The sequence below is a fragment of the Winogradskyella poriferorum genome, from assembly GCF_050618035.1.
GTDB lineage: Bacteria > Bacteroidota > Bacteroidia > Flavobacteriales > Flavobacteriaceae > Winogradskyella > Winogradskyella poriferorum_A.
Window position 1 is genome coordinate 69,974 of record NZ_JBODPY010000004.1, and the last position, 16,648, is coordinate 86,621.

The 16,648-nt window shown below is 32.9% G+C and carries 21 protein-coding genes; 15 read left to right on the top strand and 6 right to left on the bottom strand.

Annotation, left to right across the window (positions count from 1 at the left end; all coding sequences use genetic code 11):
• Nucleotides 1–77: 77 nt before the first annotated feature.
• Entirely contained in the window at nt 78–2,228 is a 2,151-nt protein-coding gene (locus tag ACRHOC_RS10035) for a TonB-dependent receptor (protein ID WP_431158502.1), read from the bottom strand.
• Nucleotides 2,229–2,360: 132 nt separating this feature from the next.
• Between ACRHOC_RS10035 and ACRHOC_RS10040 the strand changes: the two genes are divergently transcribed.
• From ACRHOC_RS10040 to ACRHOC_RS10050, 3 genes are read left to right on the top strand one after another with little or no spacing between them, the layout of a single operon-like run.
• A complete protein-coding gene (locus tag ACRHOC_RS10040) occupies nt 2,361–3,047 on the top strand; it encodes a lysoplasmalogenase (RefSeq protein ID WP_431158503.1) in 687 nt (228 codons plus the stop codon).
• 32 nt (nt 3,048–3,079) lie between these two features.
• Nucleotides 3,080–3,574, top strand: a complete 495-nt coding sequence (locus ACRHOC_RS10045; protein WP_431158504.1) for an RNA polymerase sigma factor — start codon at nt 3,080–3,082, stop codon at nt 3,572–3,574.
• 4 nt (nt 3,575–3,578) lie between these two features.
• The gene (locus ACRHOC_RS10050) at nt 3,579–4,211 is read left to right on the top strand and encodes a hypothetical protein (protein WP_431158505.1); all 633 of its coding nucleotides are present in this window, start codon (nt 3,579–3,581) and stop codon (nt 4,209–4,211) included.
• A 1-nt stretch (nt 4,212) separates the two neighbouring features.
• Here ACRHOC_RS10050 and ACRHOC_RS10055 read toward each other — a convergent pair whose 3' ends face one another.
• Nucleotides 4,213–5,013 (bottom strand): lysophospholipid acyltransferase family protein, encoded by an 801-nt coding sequence (locus ACRHOC_RS10055; protein ID WP_431158506.1) that lies wholly within the window; start codon nt 5,011–5,013, stop codon nt 4,213–4,215.
• A gap of 47 nt (nt 5,014–5,060) precedes the next feature.
• Entirely contained in the window at nt 5,061–5,702 is a 642-nt protein-coding gene (locus ACRHOC_RS10060; RefSeq protein ID WP_431158507.1) for an NUDIX hydrolase, read from the bottom strand.
• A gap of 2 nt (nt 5,703–5,704) precedes the next feature.
• Between ACRHOC_RS10060 and ACRHOC_RS10065 the strand changes: the two genes are divergently transcribed.
• The 3 genes from ACRHOC_RS10065 to ACRHOC_RS10075 are packed head-to-tail and all read left to right on the top strand — an operon-like array spanning nt 5,705 to nt 6,940.
• Nucleotides 5,705–6,406, top strand: a complete 702-nt coding sequence (locus tag ACRHOC_RS10065; protein ID WP_431158508.1) for a peptidylprolyl isomerase — start codon at nt 5,705–5,707, stop codon at nt 6,404–6,406.
• A 6-nt stretch (nt 6,407–6,412) separates the two neighbouring features.
• Nucleotides 6,413–6,544, top strand: a complete 132-nt coding sequence (locus ACRHOC_RS10070) for a hypothetical protein (protein WP_431158509.1) — start codon at nt 6,413–6,415, stop codon at nt 6,542–6,544.
• Between the two features lie 45 nt (nt 6,545–6,589).
• Entirely contained in the window at nt 6,590–6,940 is a 351-nt protein-coding gene (locus ACRHOC_RS10075; RefSeq protein ID WP_431158510.1) for a hypothetical protein, read from the top strand.
• A 42-nt stretch (nt 6,941–6,982) separates the two neighbouring features.
• Here ACRHOC_RS10075 and ACRHOC_RS10080 read toward each other — a convergent pair whose 3' ends face one another.
• Complete coding sequence (locus ACRHOC_RS10080; RefSeq protein WP_431158511.1) at nt 6,983–7,744, bottom strand: DUF481 domain-containing protein; 762 nt, start codon at nt 7,742–7,744, stop codon at nt 6,983–6,985.
• Nucleotides 7,745–7,854: 110 nt separating this feature from the next.
• On the opposite strand from ACRHOC_RS10080, the gene ACRHOC_RS10085 reads away from it, so the two are divergent.
• Genes ACRHOC_RS10085 through ACRHOC_RS10100 form a run of 4 tightly spaced genes read left to right on the top strand, consistent with a single transcriptional unit; the run spans nt 7,855 to nt 10,394 of the window.
• Entirely contained in the window at nt 7,855–8,490 is a 636-nt protein-coding gene (locus ACRHOC_RS10085) for a CatA-like O-acetyltransferase (RefSeq protein ID WP_431158512.1), read from the top strand.
• A 2-nt stretch (nt 8,491–8,492) separates the two neighbouring features.
• The gene (locus ACRHOC_RS10090) at nt 8,493–8,912 is read left to right on the top strand and encodes a hypothetical protein (RefSeq protein WP_431158513.1); all 420 of its coding nucleotides are present in this window, start codon (nt 8,493–8,495) and stop codon (nt 8,910–8,912) included.
• Between the two features lie 59 nt (nt 8,913–8,971).
• Nucleotides 8,972–9,271, top strand: coding sequence for a hypothetical protein (locus tag ACRHOC_RS10095; protein ID WP_431158514.1), 300 nt, complete (start codon nt 8,972–8,974; stop codon nt 9,269–9,271).
• A gap of 10 nt (nt 9,272–9,281) precedes the next feature.
• Nucleotides 9,282–10,394 carry a Gfo/Idh/MocA family protein gene (locus tag ACRHOC_RS10100; RefSeq protein WP_431158515.1) on the top strand — a complete coding sequence of 371 codons (1,113 nt, stop codon included), beginning with the start codon at nt 9,282–9,284 and terminating at the stop codon, nt 10,392–10,394.
• Nucleotides 10,395–10,446: 52 nt separating this feature from the next.
• Here ACRHOC_RS10100 and ACRHOC_RS10105 read toward each other — a convergent pair whose 3' ends face one another.
• Both ACRHOC_RS10105 and ACRHOC_RS10110 read right to left on the bottom strand, forming a co-directional pair.
• The gene (locus tag ACRHOC_RS10105) at nt 10,447–11,055 is read right to left on the bottom strand and encodes a trimeric intracellular cation channel family protein (RefSeq protein WP_431158516.1); all 609 of its coding nucleotides are present in this window, start codon (nt 11,053–11,055) and stop codon (nt 10,447–10,449) included.
• The gene (locus ACRHOC_RS10110) at nt 11,055–11,771 is read right to left on the bottom strand and encodes an RDD family protein (RefSeq protein ID WP_431158517.1); all 717 of its coding nucleotides are present in this window, start codon (nt 11,769–11,771) and stop codon (nt 11,055–11,057) included. The genes ACRHOC_RS10105 and ACRHOC_RS10110 overlap by 1 nt, the downstream gene beginning before the upstream one ends.
• A 34-nt stretch (nt 11,772–11,805) precedes the next feature.
• Here ACRHOC_RS10110 and ACRHOC_RS10115 point away from each other — a divergent pair, with 34 nt between their 5' ends.
• The 5 genes from ACRHOC_RS10115 (at nt 11,806) to ACRHOC_RS10135 (ending at nt 16,641) form a co-directional block, all read left to right on the top strand.
• Complete coding sequence (locus ACRHOC_RS10115; RefSeq protein ID WP_431158518.1) at nt 11,806–12,822, top strand: stage II sporulation protein M; 1,017 nt, start codon at nt 11,806–11,808, stop codon at nt 12,820–12,822.
• The gene (locus ACRHOC_RS10120) at nt 12,819–13,706 is read left to right on the top strand and encodes a hypothetical protein (RefSeq protein ID WP_431158519.1); all 888 of its coding nucleotides are present in this window, start codon (nt 12,819–12,821) and stop codon (nt 13,704–13,706) included. Before ACRHOC_RS10115 ends, ACRHOC_RS10120 begins: the two co-directional genes overlap by 4 nt.
• On the top strand, nt 13,707–14,441 hold the full coding sequence (locus ACRHOC_RS10125; RefSeq protein ID WP_431158520.1) for a DUF4129 domain-containing protein: 735 nt from the start codon (nt 13,707–13,709) through the stop codon (nt 14,439–14,441).
• Between the two features lie 65 nt (nt 14,442–14,506).
• A complete protein-coding gene (locus ACRHOC_RS10130) occupies nt 14,507–15,664 on the top strand; it encodes a DUF4350 domain-containing protein (protein ID WP_431158521.1) in 1,158 nt (385 codons plus the stop codon).
• Nucleotides 15,646–16,641, top strand: a complete 996-nt coding sequence (locus ACRHOC_RS10135; RefSeq protein ID WP_431158522.1) for an AAA family ATPase — start codon at nt 15,646–15,648, stop codon at nt 16,639–16,641. Before ACRHOC_RS10130 ends, ACRHOC_RS10135 begins: the two co-directional genes overlap by 19 nt.
• Nucleotides 16,642–16,648: the final 7 nt, after the last annotated feature.

A 16,648-nucleotide genomic window follows, 5' to 3' on the forward strand; every position in this document is an offset into this window, starting at 1 on the left:
TATACTATAAAGTTAATCATCACTTTACGTAATAATTATGATAAAAGTCATGTTTGGAAGTACGGCTATTTGTCCAACTACAAATTATCTAATTGATTATCTGTTCCATCTTCGCTTATGGTCCAAAAGAAACCTATGAAGAAAAACTGATCTGCTGCAGGACGCAAAGCCTGTCTATTAAACTGCCCATTAAAATCTGGTGTATTAGAATATTGATAACCATTAATATTATTAAATCCTAATATGTTATTCACGGAGAAGTATAATATTTTTTGTTGATCTAGCAGGTAAGCCCAATTAAAACTTAAGCTATTAAATGACTTTGTACGCTCCCCTAAAAATTGATCTGTATTAGGATCTGTGTATGGCCTTCCAGACGCAAAGCTGTAGGCTAATCCTAATTGACTTTTCCAACTGTCTACCCAATATTTACCTACGATTGATAAATTATGATCGGTTGCAAAATTAGGTTGGGCTGCATTTTGAAAATTACGGTAATCGCGCTCAGTATCTAAATACGAGTAACTAACCCAATAATCTAGATTTTTTATACTGGTATTATCACGCCAAAACAAATCTACTCCCTGTGCGTAACCACTACCCGACGAATTGAATTCACTATCAAAACCTTCAAATTCTGTATCAAATTTCACCAGATTATGATAATCCTTTCTATAGGCCTCAGCTCTAAATATTTTACCATCATTAACATATTGATAATTTAATATATAGTGATCTGTCTTCTGAGCCTTTAGATTTTGTTCGAACTTTAATATATCGTTATTTGGATTTTGGAAGAAGTTACCGTAGGCTAAAGAAAATTGTCCATTCTGAGACACTTTATAAGCAATTGCCATTCTAGGTGCAAAATCAGTAGTTTTAAATATTGTACTGTAATCTGCTCGGACTCCTGCTTTTAGGGCGAGTTGTTTAGAGAAGATAACATCGGCTTCGGCATAACCTGCAGTAATGTTATTATTAAATCCATAAGTTTCTGAAAAGGTACTTTCTTCAAAAGTTTCATTAAAATCTGTTACGAATTGTTCTACTCCAAAACTCAATTTAAATCGACTACTAAATCGTTTCTTTAGTTTAAGTTTAAGATGTGCAGAGTTCTCTGTGTTCGATATATCACTTGTTTGAATTCCTATATCATTTTTAGCATAGGTATAACTCAATCCTGTATTTAAAGTCCAAGAATCACTTAATACACCTTTATAAGATGAGTTTAAATAAAAGTTATTGTTGTTTAGTGAAAACTGTAAGCCATCTTCAAAATTAATATCCGGTTGTGTTAGTTTAAACTTTGCGGTATCAAAGGCCGAATAAAACTTTAAAATACCGTTATCTAAGCGTTGTCTAAAAACTGTTTCACCTTGAGCCCCAACATATGGTGTTTCCCATTCATTTCTATCTTCAAAAACCTCCAAATATGGTGCTAGGTTAATATAAGTTGCATTAAAGCTGAGAGACGATTTTTCCCATTTCTGAGTATTCCCTAACGCACCACCAACAGTCATAATTCCTATATCTGTTTTTTCCTGAACAGGCTCATCTATGGTATTTAGTAAAAGTACACTAGAAAGGGCTTGTCCAAACTCAGCCGAGTATCCTCCTGTAGAAAATGTTATTCCATCAAATAAGAATGGTGAATATCTACCTCGAGTAGGAATATTATTAGTTGTTGGCGAATAAGGCGTAAAAACTCTAATACCATCTATAAAGATTTGTGTTTCATCAGCACTACCACCTCGTACGAATAAACGTCCATCTTCTGCTACATTAGACGTTCCTGGTAAAGTTTGTAAAGCACCTACGAAATCTCCTAAAGCGCTTGCAGTCGTCACCACATCTAATGGTTTTAAAACCGATACCTTACTATTATCACTCGCTTCAAATGTACCTGCACTTAAAACTACGGCATCCAGTGTTTCGACATCCTCTCGAAGTTTTATATCGAGTTTATTGAGTTCTAAAACGTCTTGTAATACTGTTTTTGTTTCGTAAGAAAGGAATGAAACGATTAAGGCTTGTGTGCCCTCTTCTTCTGTTGTAAAAAGGAAATCTCCATTTTCATTTGTTGTAGCACCATCATAGGTGCCATCTAAATAAACATTGGCACCCTGAATGGGCTGATTTCTATTATCTGTCACGCGTCCTGAAATAGTAGTTTGCGCCACAGTAATATTGACTAAAAATAAAAATAAGGTTGTGATTAAAGTTTTCATTGATTGATACTGTTCGTTTTTGATTGTGATACAAATTTCTAATAGCAATAAGGATTGTGAAATTCATTTTAACCGAACTGTAATAATTGATGGATGAATTGAATATATTTGGTATTTCCTAAAAAATTAGAAATGCTAACTACAGTTGAAAAACAATTCTCGATTTTATTTTTCATAATAGTCTTATTGGAGATCATAACTGGACTTGTTCCAGATCTCAGTTATGCACATTATATAGCAAAACCAGCGATAGTTACTAGCTTAATTATATTGTTTTACAACAACGCTAATAATTTGCCATCCAAAATAAAACGACTTACACTTTTCGCTTTAGCTTTCTCTGTAATTGGAGATATCTTATTGATGTTTGTAGATTTTTCCGAACACTATTTTATGTTTGGACTAGTCGCTTTTCTTCTAGCACATGTCATGTATATATTTTGTTTCTTAAACAATAAGGCAAAAACAAAAGGTACATATTGGTTCATATTATTACTAGTGGCCTATGCTGTTGGTTTGTTTATACTTTTAAAGGATGGCTTAGGTGATTTACTTTTACCTGTGGTATTCTATATATTGGTTATTTTAACCATGACTGTTTCTGCCTATATCAGAAAAAAAAATATTTCAGAAATAAGTTATTTATTAGTACTCATTGGAGCATTATGCTTTATGATCTCTGATAGTATTCTGGCAATCAATAAGTTTTATAAGGCTATTCCATACTCAGGTATCTATATTATGACAACTTATGCCCTTGCCCAATATTTAATTGTTTTAGGTATTTTAAAAATTAATGTAACAAACACTAAAGTATAACTACTAATGGTGTAACTAACCAAAATTATCAATTGAACAAAGAACTCGAACATAGTTTTGTTGAACAGTTGCAAGAGCATCAAAACATTATTCATAAGGTATGCCGTTTGTATACTAATAATGTAGATGCACATAATGATTTGTTTCAGGAAATAACAATTCAATTATGGCGTGCCTATCCTAAGTTTAGGGGCGATTCTAAATTTAGTACATGGATGTATCGTGTAGGGTTAAATACAGCAATTACCTTATACAGAAAATCCAAACGTAGAATTAGTACGCAAGAGTTTGATAGTGTTCAGTTTAAAATTAAAGCTGAAGAATATGATGATACGGAAGAAGAGCAATTAAAGCTCATGTACAATGCAATTCATCAATTAAACGACATAGAAAAAGCTCTAGTTTTCTTGTATTTAGAGGACAAGGATTATAGGGATATAAGTGAAACTTTAGGTATCACAGAAGTTAATGCACGGGTAAAAATGAATCGTGTAAAAAAGAAATTGAGAACAATATTAAATCCGTAAGTAAATGGATGAGTTAGAATTATTAAAAAAGGACTGGAAAAAAGCTGAGACTGAATTTAAACACCTGTCTGACACGGAGATTTACCCAATGCTCCACAAAAAGTCCTCCTCCATTATTAAAACCTTATTTTATATAAGTATTGCTGAATTTACCTTTTGGATTCTTGTTAACACATTACCATACTTCTTATCAGATAATTACAGAGAAAAATTAGAAACTAGCTACGAAAATCCTCTGTTTGTTGGGCTATCACTACTTAGTATGGGTGTTATTGTGTTGTTTATTTACCTTCTTTTTAAAGCCTACAAGTCAATTTCAATCACTGACAACGCTAAAAAATTAATGGAGAGCATTTTACATACAAGAAAGGTCATTAAATATTATGTGATTTTTAATCTAGCGATGGTCTTTATCTCCATTCCGTTATCACTTTATTTTGAATTTAATCAGAATCCTGAATTCCATGACCAGGTTGCCTCGATGGATTCTACTCAAATGTTTGTACTATACGCCATTACAGTGGTTGTAACAGGTGTAATCATTCTTATATTTTGGCTTTTCTACCGCCTTATCTATGGGATCTTATTGAAGCGTCTAAACAGAAATTATGACGAATTAAAGAAACTCGAAGTCTAATCTACCAATCGCGGAGTTCTTTATTTAATCGTTCCTTTTCTTCTATTTCTTCTTGGGGAATTACCTTAAGGAAAGAAGGGTGTTGTTCTATAGCATACTCTATTTTTTCAACGATATCTGCGATAGATTCATTGTCATAATCAATTTCTAAAGGCTTTTTAATTTCAAAAGTCTGATAGATATTCTTCTTTTTTATGCGCAGTCCTTTTTTATCAAATGAGCGTCTAAAACCGTCAATTACAATAGGAACTACTATTGGTCTATATTGTTTTATTATATGAGCCGTCCCTTTTCTAATTGGTTTAAATGGCGTTGTTGTACCTTGGGGAAAGGTAATAACCCATCCGTCATTGAGTGCCTTTTTAATATTTGAAATATCACTCATTTTAACTTGTCGGTTCACATCCTTGCCATGAGCTCTCCAAGTACGCTCAATACTGATTGAACCCGTATAAGCAAATATCTTAGGCAGAATACCAGATCGCATAGTTTCCTTAGCGGCTACATAATAAATATTAAGTTTTGGATTCCATAAATAGCCTACATTTTTAATATTATCTAGCCTACCACTAAGACTGGCATTAAAAACATGGAACATGGCTATCACATCAGCAAAATAAGTTTGATGATTTGAAATAAATAAAACATTGGTATCAGGTAAGTTCTTTATGACCTCGGATCCTTCGATTTGTAGTTCATTAAACCCTCTGAATCGTCTATGCGTTAATAATCCTAAAAACCGGATTAAGAACTTTTTTACCCAAAGTATATGTCCAAAAGGGTTAGTTTTAAATAAACCCATTTAATTTTTCAATTAATGTGAATTACAAATGTAACAAATAAGCCCAGCTATAAAAGTTGTTTTAACAAGTCTTTTAATTCACCTAGCATCATGGCAGTTGCACCCCAAACAATATGTCCATTAAGCGTAAATGCCGGAACCTCAACTTCTATATTGTAAGAGGTTGGTACTTTTGCCGTTAGGATACTTTTGTCATCTAGAAAATCGATTAATGAAACTTCTAGTATATCTTCGACCTCTTCTTCCTGTTTAGAAAAAATTGGTTGTTCATTCATAATTCCTAAAAATGGATGTACTAAAAAATTACTTGGTGGTATATATAAAGGCGACATTGGCTTAATAACATTTACCTTCTCGGCATCAATACCAATTTCTTCTTGAGTTTCTCGTAAAGCTGTGGTCATTAAATCAGTATCATCTTCTTCAAATTTACCACCAGGAAATCCAACTTGTGCAGAATGCACACCCTTATAAGTTTTACGAAGTATCAATACCAATTTAGTCTGTAAATCATAACCTGGATAAAAAAGCGCCATAACACCAGCCTTCTTTGCACTTTTAGCCTTTTCCTTCATTTTTTCCGCCAACTCTAAACGGTAAGGTGGTGACATTTTTGAATGCGATACTTCTCCTAAAAGGTCTAGATGTTCTATTTTTACTATTATATCTAAAAATGAATCAAATTGCATCTATGAGATTTCTGGTATTAGCCTTTTTTATTCTTTTTTTTACGAACTGTGAAGATAAACAAACTTCAAAACAAAAGACTTCCCAAAACAGTAAAGATTCAACCAATGTAGTGGCTGAAAAAGTGACTACTAAAGCAATAGAGGAATCTTTTCCTCTCTTAACTAATGGCAACGCCATGGAGTTTTTTTTAGAATATGAAAAGGAGCACAAAGAGAATAAAGTAAGGATTGTAACCGACTATGGTAATATAGATATTCTGTTATACGATAAAACAAAATTTCATAGAGCTAATTTTATCTATTTAACAAAGCGTAATTATTTTGACGGCACACAATTTTATAGAGTAGTTGAAAACTTTATCATTCAAGGTGGTAGTAGTGATGATTACAATATTGCGAAACGTCGAAAAAAAATCGGAAAATACCTATTACCGCCAGATACAAAACGTGGTTATACACACAAACGTGGTGCAGTGTCTATGCCAAGTAGTGAGATTGAAAATGCATATAAACTAGCATCACCCTTTCAATTCTTTATTGTGCAACGCCCTGGTGGTGCCGATTATCTAGATAAAGGCTATACTATATTTGGTGAGGTATTAAATGGTATGGATGTGGTCGACAAAATAAACAAGGTTGAAACTGATGAGGGCGAATGGCCACTTCAAAATGTATACATCAGAAAAGTAGAAATTCTAAATTAATTAACGATGAGAATCATTAGTATAATTGGAAGGTTAATGCTAATTAATACAGACCTAAATAGTGATGAAGATGTTCAACAGCTTATTGCTATTTGGGATAAACTAAGAGACTATCAGGATATCTTCTCAGAAGAATAAAAAAATGATTTTTACGTTAGAGTATTAAATCAATCAAAAATCAAATTGAAAACCAAGACCTTACTCCAGCTATCGCCAGAAATATATTTAGTTCTTGCAACCTTATATTATTGGTTTCTAACGGCTAATCTTCTTAATCCTTTTGCCATATTTTTTTTAGTGTTATTGGCCTATCAGATTTACACAGAAAAATTTATTACAGGCGTCATTATTGCCTCATTATTAATATTAATTAATCTTTATTTGGTATTAGCATTATTCTCAGAACTCGCAGAATTTCCAGAACCAAACAGCAACTATAATTACCTATTGATCTTTGGATCGCTCTTTATTGGTTTAAATCTAGTAGCTGGAATTTTTATGTTCTTTAAATACATAAAAACAAAGATCATCTAGTTAATTTGTGATCAAGTATTCGCAGCAATACAGGCTGGCATATTATAGGTAGTTTTTAATTTTAAAACCAAAGGATAGTACACTATCGTCTTGCCTCTGCCCTTGTATTACAACACTTTCAAATGTATCGAGGTAGTTTATTTTAAAATTAAGAAATTTCCAAATTGGGAACTCTAAACTAAAATCGGCGCGCCATCTATAATTATCACTTTCCTCTAATGACGGTTGAAAATAACTTTCATGACTTAAAATCATTTTGTTCTTAAACAAATGATAAACACCTTTAACCCATAGTGTACCTCTTATGGTATTTATCGAAGAATTACCATCATATTGTGATTGATTAAATTCAGACATCTTAAAGTCTGTATTTTCATATTCGAAGGATAATGCAAATTTTAATAGGTTCTTATCTTTCTTAAAAATTTGAAAGGTTGCACCTGCTCCAAAAAGGTATCTTATATCAATTTCTCGCCTAAAATTAGTACTTACAAAGCCGAGTACCAATGGTGAAATTTTCCGCTCTGGCGTAAATCTTAAAAAGTTGAGACTTAATATATCCTCATCTGCTTTTTCATTTCCAAACTCCTGATAGACATAAGAATTTTTAGTTTCAAAACGCGCTTTTTCCCATGGTTTAAAACTAATATCTGAGGTCGCTCTAAAAATTATAGTTTCTACATTACCTGCTTGAACAAAACCAGTTAATGATAAATCGGCATTGATACTTAAAGAGTCTTTATGCTTTAATTGACCAAAAGCAATAAGTGGCAAAAAGAGCAAAAAACAAAACTGTTTCATCATGATTAATGTAATTTTAATACATCCGAATTAACGCGGCAAATATAAATATTTAGAGATTTAATACTTTTTAATTCTTTACTTTTATTCAACGAATCTAAGGCATTTAATCCATGGACCAATCTGATAAAACCCTTATTGACATCTCAAACTGGAAAAGAAAAGATCATTTCAACTTTTTCTCAGCTTTTGAGGAACCATTCTATGGTATGACAGTGAAGGTAGATTGTACAATTGCCTATCAACAAGCAAAGAAAAATAACGTCTCATTTTTCCTATATTATCTATACAGAGCTTTAAAAGCAGCAAATTCAATCGAAAACTTTAGATACCGAATAATAAATAATAACGTTTATTTATATGATACCATTAATGCTTCACCTACTGTAAACAAACCAGATGGTACTTTTGGTTTTTCATATATGAGTTTTTATGAAGATGAGAATTTGTTTTACGATTTTGCAAAGCAAGAAATTGAAAGGGTAAGAATGTCAAGTGGGCTAGACCCAGCGCTTTCTGGAGAAAATGTTATCCACTTTTCTGCAATACCATGGGTAGATTTTAGCAGTCTATCACATGCAAGAAGCTTTTCCCATTCAGACAGCTGTCCAAAAATATCGTTTGGCAAAATCACAGAAGAAAATAGCCTAAAAAAAATGCCTGTTGCAGTACATGCACATCACGGATTAGTAGATGGTTATCATATTGGTCTTTTCATTGAAAGATTTCAAGAATTATTAAATAATTAATTATGCATATAAAAAAACAATATTTAGTTTTCATTTTAATAGTTACCTTATTCTATCGTTGTGATCGTCCAGATTGCGTTAATTATAACGCTGTTTTTGATAATTATTCACCAGATTCAGAAACTTACAAAGCTGAGTTAAAAGATATTTTAGAATCTAAGGCAAACGCTTCTTATTCTTATTGGTTAAAAGATTATAAAAAACTAGGGGAAATAGAATATTTATACTTTTATATACAAGGTGATGAACTTTGTGCAGTTTTACCGTTAGAAATGCAACATTGGAATAAAATTGAAGATTTAAAAAAGAAAAAAGGAACAGGTCGTTTCAATGCAGAATTTAAAAAATTAGAATTTGATATTATTTCTGATTCTCTACAAACACGCTTTGTTTACAAAACATTTGATAGAATTATTGATTAATTAATAAATTTATAAGTGCTGTTGGCCTGTAGATATTCAATTTATAAATCACTAATCTGATGAAAATAAAAGCACTAAACCCCTTATCATTCGGAAAATTCCAAGCTGTAATGGGACTTATTATTGGTTTAGTCTGCGGCATAATCTATGCCTTTGGCGGATTAATAATTGATACATTAGTTACCTTAGAATTGATCACTTCTAATGAAACACCAGGATTAAGTATTGGAACGTTTTTGGCTTTTGGCGCCCTTATTGGAATGCCATTAATTGGAGTCTTTTTTGGGTTTTTAGCTGGTATAATCCAAGCTTTTGTTTACAATATGTTCACTAAACATTTTGGCCAATTAACACTTTAATTCCATTAAAATGATTAAAAAATTTAGCCTCCTTTTATTTATTTTATTGCTTAATCTCTCTACTTATGCTCAAAAAAATCCGGTGAGGATTGGTGTTGTAGGCTTAACACACACGCATGTGCATTGGATATTTAACAGCAATAGTTATCCCGAATTTGAAATTGTTGGTATCGTTGAACCGAATAAAGAATTGGCAAAAGGTTATGCAGATCAATACAATTTTTCAATGGAATTGGTTTTTGATACGCTTGAAGATCTCATAAATAATAAGAGGCCTGACGCTGTAACGGCCTTCGGTACTATATATGATCATTTAGAAATCGTGAAGTACTGTGCACCAAAGGGTATCCATGTAATGGTAGAAAAACCGCTTGCTGTTAATTTAGACCATGCCGTAGAAATGAAGCAATTAGCAGATAAACATAACATCCATCTCCTAACGAATTACGAAACTACTTGGTACCCAACAAACCACATGGTTTATGAACTAATACAACAGGACACTATTATTGGTGATCTCAGAAAAATAATTGTAAGAGATGGCCATAAAGGACCTAAAAAAATTGGAGTTGATGATGAGTTCTTAGAATGGCTAACAGACCCTAAACTAAATGGTGGAGGTGCCATTACTGATTTTGGCTGTTATGGCGCTAATCTACTTACCTGGATAACAAATGGTCAACGACCAACAAGCGTTACAGCCATTACCATGCAACAGCAGGCTGAAAATAATCCGAAAGTTGATGATGAAGCCATTATTCTATTGACCTATGAAAATCTGGTTGGCGTTATCCAAGCTTCGTGGAATTGGCCTATAGGTCGAAAAGACATGGAAGTTTATGGCTTAAATGGTGTACTATATGCCGATAATAGAAATGATATGCGCGTACGAATTGGTTCAGGTTATGATGATTTTAGTGAAGAAAAATATACGCTTGAAGAGAGAGCTCTACCTTACAATGATCCATTTGTATATTTTGCCACTGTAATAAATGGAGAAATAGAAGTAAGTCCTTATGAGTTATCTGCTTTAGAAAACAACATGATTGTTATGGAGATTCTTGAAGCGGCAATAAAAAGCGCAAAACAAAATCAAACCATATTTTTGAGCAATCAAGACTAGGCAAATTAAACTATGAGGTTGTATAAGAAAATTTATCTCAATTATCAGATTCCTAAATATTCTTATACAAGCTTGGTAGACTTATTTTAAATTTCACAGCGATAAGGCGCAGTACGATTACCACTGCACCAGCAATGATGAATAGATAGTTTTGATCTTCCAAGAATTTCCGCATCAAAAAATAGGTAAAACCTCCCAAAATACAGGCCGTAGCATAAATCTCCTTTCGAAATATCACTGGGATTTCATTACTTAAAATATCTCTTATAACACCTCCAAAACAAGCGGTGATTGTTCCTAAGGCGATGCAAATTAATGGATGCAGATTGGCAACTAATCCTGTTTCAATTCCAATTACGGTATATAATCCTATTCCAATAGTATCAAATAAAAATAATGAGCGTCTTAGATGCTTAAGCTGATTTCTAAAAATTACAGCAAATACAGTACTGCCGACAATTACATAAACATAGGTAATATCGCGCATCCATGAAACAGGTTGTACACCAACCATAATATCCCTCAAGGTACCACCACCAACAGCAGTTACAAAGGCAATTATTATAACACCAAAGGCATCCATGCGTTTATTCATTGCTACTAAAACACCAGAAATAGCAAACGCTATAGTACCTAATATATCAATGACTTGAAAAAACATTACATGTTTTGAGTATAGAAATTATAGTCTTTTATAACCTTGGCAATAAAATCAACTGGTTTTTCCTTTGGATCAACTGCCATAACTTTTACAAGACGTTCATGGAGGTTAATAATGACATTGTGATTACCATTTCTCACGGCATCATCATATAGATGCTTTACCTTACGCATATCTGCATCATTAAATACAGTTACCTGGCTGTAACTTGGTACGTAATCTGATGGTATTTCTTTTAAAATTGTGTCCTCTATAGTTACTTTCGTTTTCTCACTTATTACAGTTGTTCCTGCAGCGATATCACCAATTCTTTGCCCATTGCCTTTAATGAGAATTGTGACAACCGCAGCACCTCCAGAAGTCAATACCACATCTACAATTCGCAAAATCCAACGCACAAAATAGTTAGCAAAACTTGGTTTTGATCCATCTAATTTAACAACACGCATTCTCATGGTACTTTTACCAATGGTTTTACCATCCCAAAAGGTCTCAAAAAGAACATAGTATAAAAAAGCTGGAAGATTAATCAAAAGATAGATGGCCCATGCATCTCCCATATCTAAATCTAGGGATACCAATAGTAAGATTGAAGCGATAACATAAAACAAGATGATAGCACTATCTATAAGATAACCGAGTAAGCGATCACCTATAGTAGCAACGTTTTGGTTAATGCCCACATTTTGCGCGGTTTCTATTTGAAATTCATCCATATTTTCTTTTCTTTGAAAGCAAAAGGTTTTATGTATGCGCGAAGCATCCTTTGTGAAGCAAAATAAAGATAAATGGTTAGAATTTGAAAGCATTCTAAAAAATAAAACCTCCATAGATCCTGATGTACTCTCCGATCTGTATATCGAAATAACTGATCATCTGAGTTATGCCAAAACCTTCTACAAAAACAGTAATACAGAGAGGTATCTAAACCAACTCGCTTCTCAGGCGCATCAGAAGATTTACAAAACAAAAAAAGAGCCAAAAAACAGACTAATTTCTTTTTTTAAAACTGAATTTCCATTACTCTTTTATCAACATCATCGTGAGCTTTTAGTAGCGTTTTTAACTTTTAGTTTTTTTGTGCTTGTTGGTGCATTCTCCGCTGCTAACGAAGGTGACTTTGTCCGTTCTTTTTTAGGAGACGGTTATGTTAACATGACATTAGATAATATCGAAAAAGGTGATCCTATGGCTGTTTATAAAGAACAGGGAGAATTCAATATGTTCTTAGGTATTACTTTAAATAATATAAAAGTGGCACTCTATGCATTTGGATATGGCATTTTGTTTGGAGTGGGCACGCTATATATTATGATGCAAAACGGCATTATGTTAGGGAGTTTTCAATATTTCTTCTATGACCAAGGCCTTCTTTGGGAATCTGCACGAACAATATGGATTCATGGTACCATAGAAATTTCGGTTATAATCATTGCAGGATGTGCTGGCCTTGTTATGGGTAATGGCATGCTGTTTACTGGTACTTATCCACGGCTAGAATCTTTTAAACGTGGTGTGATTAATGGCCTTAAAATCTTAATGAGTACCATACCCTTTTTTATTTTAGCTGGGTTTTTAGAAGGCTTCGTAACACGACATACCGAAATGCCAGATTGGCTGGCTATTTTAATAATTTTAAGTTCATTATCGCTAATCTTGTTCTATTATGTTTATTATCCAATAAAGCTAAATAGGCAACTTAGAAATACATTTTCAGATTTAAATAGTGATATAGTTTCAACACAACCTCAAACCAACCGAACATGAATAGAAAGTACATAGAGTTTAGAAAGCAGAGTGATTTTAGTGGTATCCTAACGGATACATTTGGTTTTATTAGAAATGAATTCAAAACTCTTATGAAAATGGTATTAAATATTGCAGGGCCTGCAATATTGGTTTACCTCCTATCATTGGCTGTTTATAATTATGTAGCTGGTGATATATTTAATATTACTAGTGTCGGAGACCCTTCATTTAATTCTGGGAGTATAGTTATAGCGCTACTTGCGTTTTTTGTTTACGCAGTGGCAGGTATCGCTACTTACATTCTTATTGGAGGTACTGTACTCTATTATTTAAAATCTTATATCGAAAATAAAGGCGTAACCGACTACGCTGAAATAAAACAAAATACTTATCGCGCTATAGGATCGTTTTTTGGATTAGGCATTTTAAAAGGTATCACCCTATTTTTTGCAACAATGTTATGTGTTTTACCCGTTTTTTACGCTATGGTTCCTATGGCTGTTGTGTTTAGCTTGTATGTTTTTGAGCCCAAAAACACTACCATTGATGCTTACAGTAAAAGTTTTTCTCTCGTGAATGTAGATTTTTGGACAGCATGGGGTTCTTATATTGTTTTATTCATTATTTATTACATCATCATTGTTGTTTTTGCTTTACCGAGCTCTATGTACGCAATGATTAGCACAGGTATTTTCTCTGGAGAAGTGGATCCAGCCAATATTGATACATTTTCAAGAGATCCTATTGTGATTATTTTAAGTGTTATACAAGCTTTTGTGCAAGTATTACTTAATATTATACTCGTTGTTGGTGGTGCTGCAATTTATTTTCATTTACACGAAAAGACCAACTTTACAGGGACATTTGAACGTATTAGTGAAATAGGGAAAATAGAAGAATAAATGCCTCTATTAAAGATTTTACTTGCACTTCTTTTAACTGTTCAAATACTTAATGCCCAACAGGATGACACTCCTATTCTACTCGATAAAGAGCAGATAGAAAGGCAAAATATCTCTGACGAGCATCTTGAGAAGTATAAAGCAGATAAGGACTTTAATTACGTAGAAGTAGAGGCCGAAGAAAATTTTTTAGATAGAGCTTACCGTTGGTTAAATAATATTTTACGTAAATTTTGGGAAGCTATATTTGGTACTGGTACGGCAACAGGTTTTTTATATTTTATTTTTAGAATCCTCCCCTATTTATTACTAGCGTTCTTAATCTATTTGCTCATACGCTTCTTTTTGAAGGTTAATTCTAATAGATTAATAACAACTACTAAAGAACAAGGAAGTATATCCATTACAGAGGAAGAGCAAATTATTAAAAATGAAGATATACCAGCATTGATTCGTGATGCTATTCAGCAAAAAAATTATCGTTTAGCCATACGCTATTATTATCTACTTTCTCTAAAATATCTAACGGAGAATGAGACCATAAATTGGGAACCTCAAAAGACCAATGAAGATTATATAAAAGAGATCAAAACTAATGATCTTAAGGCCAGATTTAAAAACATAACACGTATCTATGATTATGTTTGGTATGGTGAGTTTGGAGTGGACGCCTTAAAATTTGAAACGCTTAAGGTGTCTTTTGAAAACCTAAATAACACATTAACAAAACGTTGAGTAAAAAGGGCAAAATATACATAACGTTAGTGCTAATTACGATTTTGGCAATCGTCGCTTTAGAGATGACCAAACCCAAAGAAATTAATTGGTATCCTTCCTATGCTACTCATCATAAAATTCCCTTTGGATCACTGGTTTTTAAGGAGCAACTAGATCGAATTGCAGATTCTGTTCGTTTGATAGATAGACCACCCTTTGAATTTTTAAATGGCTCCGAAGATATAAATGGTACCTACGTTTTTTATAATGGTGGTATTAATTTTGGAGATGATGAATTGGAAAGACTTCTAAATTGGGTAGACCAAGGTAATACTCTAGTGGTTTCAGCTGTAGATTTTGAGGAATCCTTATTAGATACCTTAAACCTTAACACAACTTCTGTAAATGCACTCGATAATTTTAATAATGAATATCAAGTACAACTTGTAAACCCAATTCTTAATAATAAAAAGTCTTATAAGTTTGATCGTCCTACTACCTTTTTCCACTTCAATGAAATTGATACACTCCAAACACGTGTTTTAGGATTCATTGATGCTTATAGAGGTGAAAATAAAGCCGTGGAAGACTCCTTAATAAATGTTATTAAACAACCCTTTGGAGATGGTGAAATTATTTTAAGTACTTTCCCGCAAGCCTTTACAAACTACTTTATACTTAATTCACCAAACCAAGATTATACCGCAGGTTTAATATCATATTTAGATTATAAGAGACCTATTTTTATAGACCACTATTATAAAAGTGGCAAAAAGTTTTACACTTCGCCAATGTATTTGTTATTAAATACCAAATCATTGAAATGGGCCTATTATATGATCTTAATTGGAGCATTAGTCTATATCATTTTTGAAGGCAAACGAAAACAACGTGCCATTCCGACAATAAGACCTCTCAAAAATCAAACAGTAGAATTTACTAGGACTATATCTGATATGTATTATGAAAATGCAAAACACAAGGATATTGCAAAACATAAAATTCAGCATTTCTTAGAGTACATTAGGAATTATCTATATCTCAACACCTCAGAAATTAAACCAGAATTTATAAAAAATCTAGCAGCAAGAAGTAATAATACTGAGGAAGACACTACGACACTATTCAATTTTATTTCAGGCTTAGATAAAAAATCACAGATAAATCAAATAGAACTAGAGCGGTTAAATACCTTGATAGAAAACTTTAAATCCAATAATCAATGGAAAACGAAGACATAAACAAAAACTTAAATTTTGATAACAGAATACCTTTAGATGATCTACGTGAAGCTGTGGATCAGATTAAAGCCGAATTACGTAAAGTAATTATAGGTCAGGATAGTTTTATAGAACTACTCATTGTGGCCTTGCTAGCCGATGGACATGTGCTTATTGAAGGTGTTCCTGGAATTGCAAAGACGGTTACTGCAAAGCTTTTTGCCAAAGTTTTAAAAACCGATTTTAGTCGTATACAATTTACACCAGATTTAATGCCGAGTGATGTATTAGGAACTTCGGTATTAAATATGAAAACTTCAGAATTTGAATTTAGAGAAGGTCCCATTTTTTCAAATATCGTGCTCATAGATGAAATAAATAGAGCTCCAGCCAAGACTCAAGCAGCTTTATTTGAAACTATGGAGGAACGCCAAGCAAGTATCGACGGTACAACCTATAAATTTGAGAATCCATTTATGGTTCTTGCCACACAAAATCCGATCGAACAGGAAGGGACTTATGCATTACCTGAAGCACAACTAGACCGTTTTATCTTTAAGATAAAGGTAGACTATCCATCCTTAGAAGATGAAATTAGAATAATAGCGACCCATCACGAACGTAAAGGTGAAGCACCTCAGGCGTCTATAAATGCCATTTTAGACACCAAGTCCTTAACGGACTATAAGTCTAAAACACAATCTATAGTTGTTGAAGAAAAAATAATAAAGTACATCGCTGAAATAGTTTCTAAAACAAGAAATCATCCTCATTTATATTTAGGAGGTTCTCCGAGAGCATCGATTGCTATTTTAAATACTTCAAAAGCATTTGCTGCTATTAATGGACGAGATTTTGTAATTCCAGAAGACGTAAAAAAAGCTCTAAATCCGGTCCTAAATCATAGAGTTATCTTAACTGCAGAACGCGAAATGGAAGGTATGACGACAGAAAATGTGATTGAAATGATTGTACAATCAGTAGAAGTCCCAAGGTAAGCAACCT

Bases quoted from the DNA above. Each gene is read 5' to 3' on its own strand.
- ACRHOC_RS10035 (WP_431158502.1), bottom strand. From the start codon at position 2,228: ATGAAAACTTTAATCACAACCTTATTTTTATTTTTAGTCAATATTACT.
- ACRHOC_RS10040 (WP_431158503.1), top strand. From the start codon at position 2,361: ATGCTAACTACAGTTGAAAAACAATTCTCGATTTTATTTTTCATAATA.
- ACRHOC_RS10050 (WP_431158505.1), top strand. From the start codon at position 3,579: ATGGATGAGTTAGAATTATTAAAAAAGGACTGGAAAAAAGCTGAGACT.
- ACRHOC_RS10055 (WP_431158506.1), bottom strand. From the start codon at position 5,013: ATGGGTTTATTTAAAACTAACCCTTTTGGACATATACTTTGGGTAAAA.
- ACRHOC_RS10060 (WP_431158507.1), bottom strand. From the start codon at position 5,702: ATGCAATTTGATTCATTTTTAGATATAATAGTAAAAATAGAACATCTA.
- ACRHOC_RS10065 (WP_431158508.1), top strand. From the start codon at position 5,705: ATGAGATTTCTGGTATTAGCCTTTTTTATTCTTTTTTTTACGAACTGT.
- ACRHOC_RS10070 (WP_431158509.1), top strand. From the start codon at position 6,413: ATGAGAATCATTAGTATAATTGGAAGGTTAATGCTAATTAATACAGAC.
- ACRHOC_RS10080 (WP_431158511.1), bottom strand. From the start codon at position 7,744: ATGATGAAACAGTTTTGTTTTTTGCTCTTTTTGCCACTTATTGCTTTT.
- ACRHOC_RS10085 (WP_431158512.1), top strand. From the start codon at position 7,855: ATGGACCAATCTGATAAAACCCTTATTGACATCTCAAACTGGAAAAGA.
- ACRHOC_RS10090 (WP_431158513.1), top strand. From the start codon at position 8,493: ATGCATATAAAAAAACAATATTTAGTTTTCATTTTAATAGTTACCTTA.
- ACRHOC_RS10095 (WP_431158514.1), top strand. From the start codon at position 8,972: ATGAAAATAAAAGCACTAAACCCCTTATCATTCGGAAAATTCCAAGCT.
- ACRHOC_RS10100 (WP_431158515.1), top strand. From the start codon at position 9,282: ATGATTAAAAAATTTAGCCTCCTTTTATTTATTTTATTGCTTAATCTC.
- ACRHOC_RS10105 (WP_431158516.1), bottom strand. From the start codon at position 11,055: ATGTTTTTTCAAGTCATTGATATATTAGGTACTATAGCGTTTGCTATT.
- ACRHOC_RS10110 (WP_431158517.1), bottom strand. From the start codon at position 11,771: ATGGATGAATTTCAAATAGAAACCGCGCAAAATGTGGGCATTAACCAA.
- ACRHOC_RS10115 (WP_431158518.1), top strand. From the start codon at position 11,806: ATGCGCGAAGCATCCTTTGTGAAGCAAAATAAAGATAAATGGTTAGAA.
- ACRHOC_RS10120 (WP_431158519.1), top strand. From the start codon at position 12,819: ATGAATAGAAAGTACATAGAGTTTAGAAAGCAGAGTGATTTTAGTGGT.
- ACRHOC_RS10125 (WP_431158520.1), top strand. From the start codon at position 13,707: ATGCCTCTATTAAAGATTTTACTTGCACTTCTTTTAACTGTTCAAATA.
- ACRHOC_RS10130 (WP_431158521.1), top strand. From the start codon at position 14,507: ATGACCAAACCCAAAGAAATTAATTGGTATCCTTCCTATGCTACTCAT.
- ACRHOC_RS10135 (WP_431158522.1), top strand. From the start codon at position 15,646: ATGGAAAACGAAGACATAAACAAAAACTTAAATTTTGATAACAGAATA.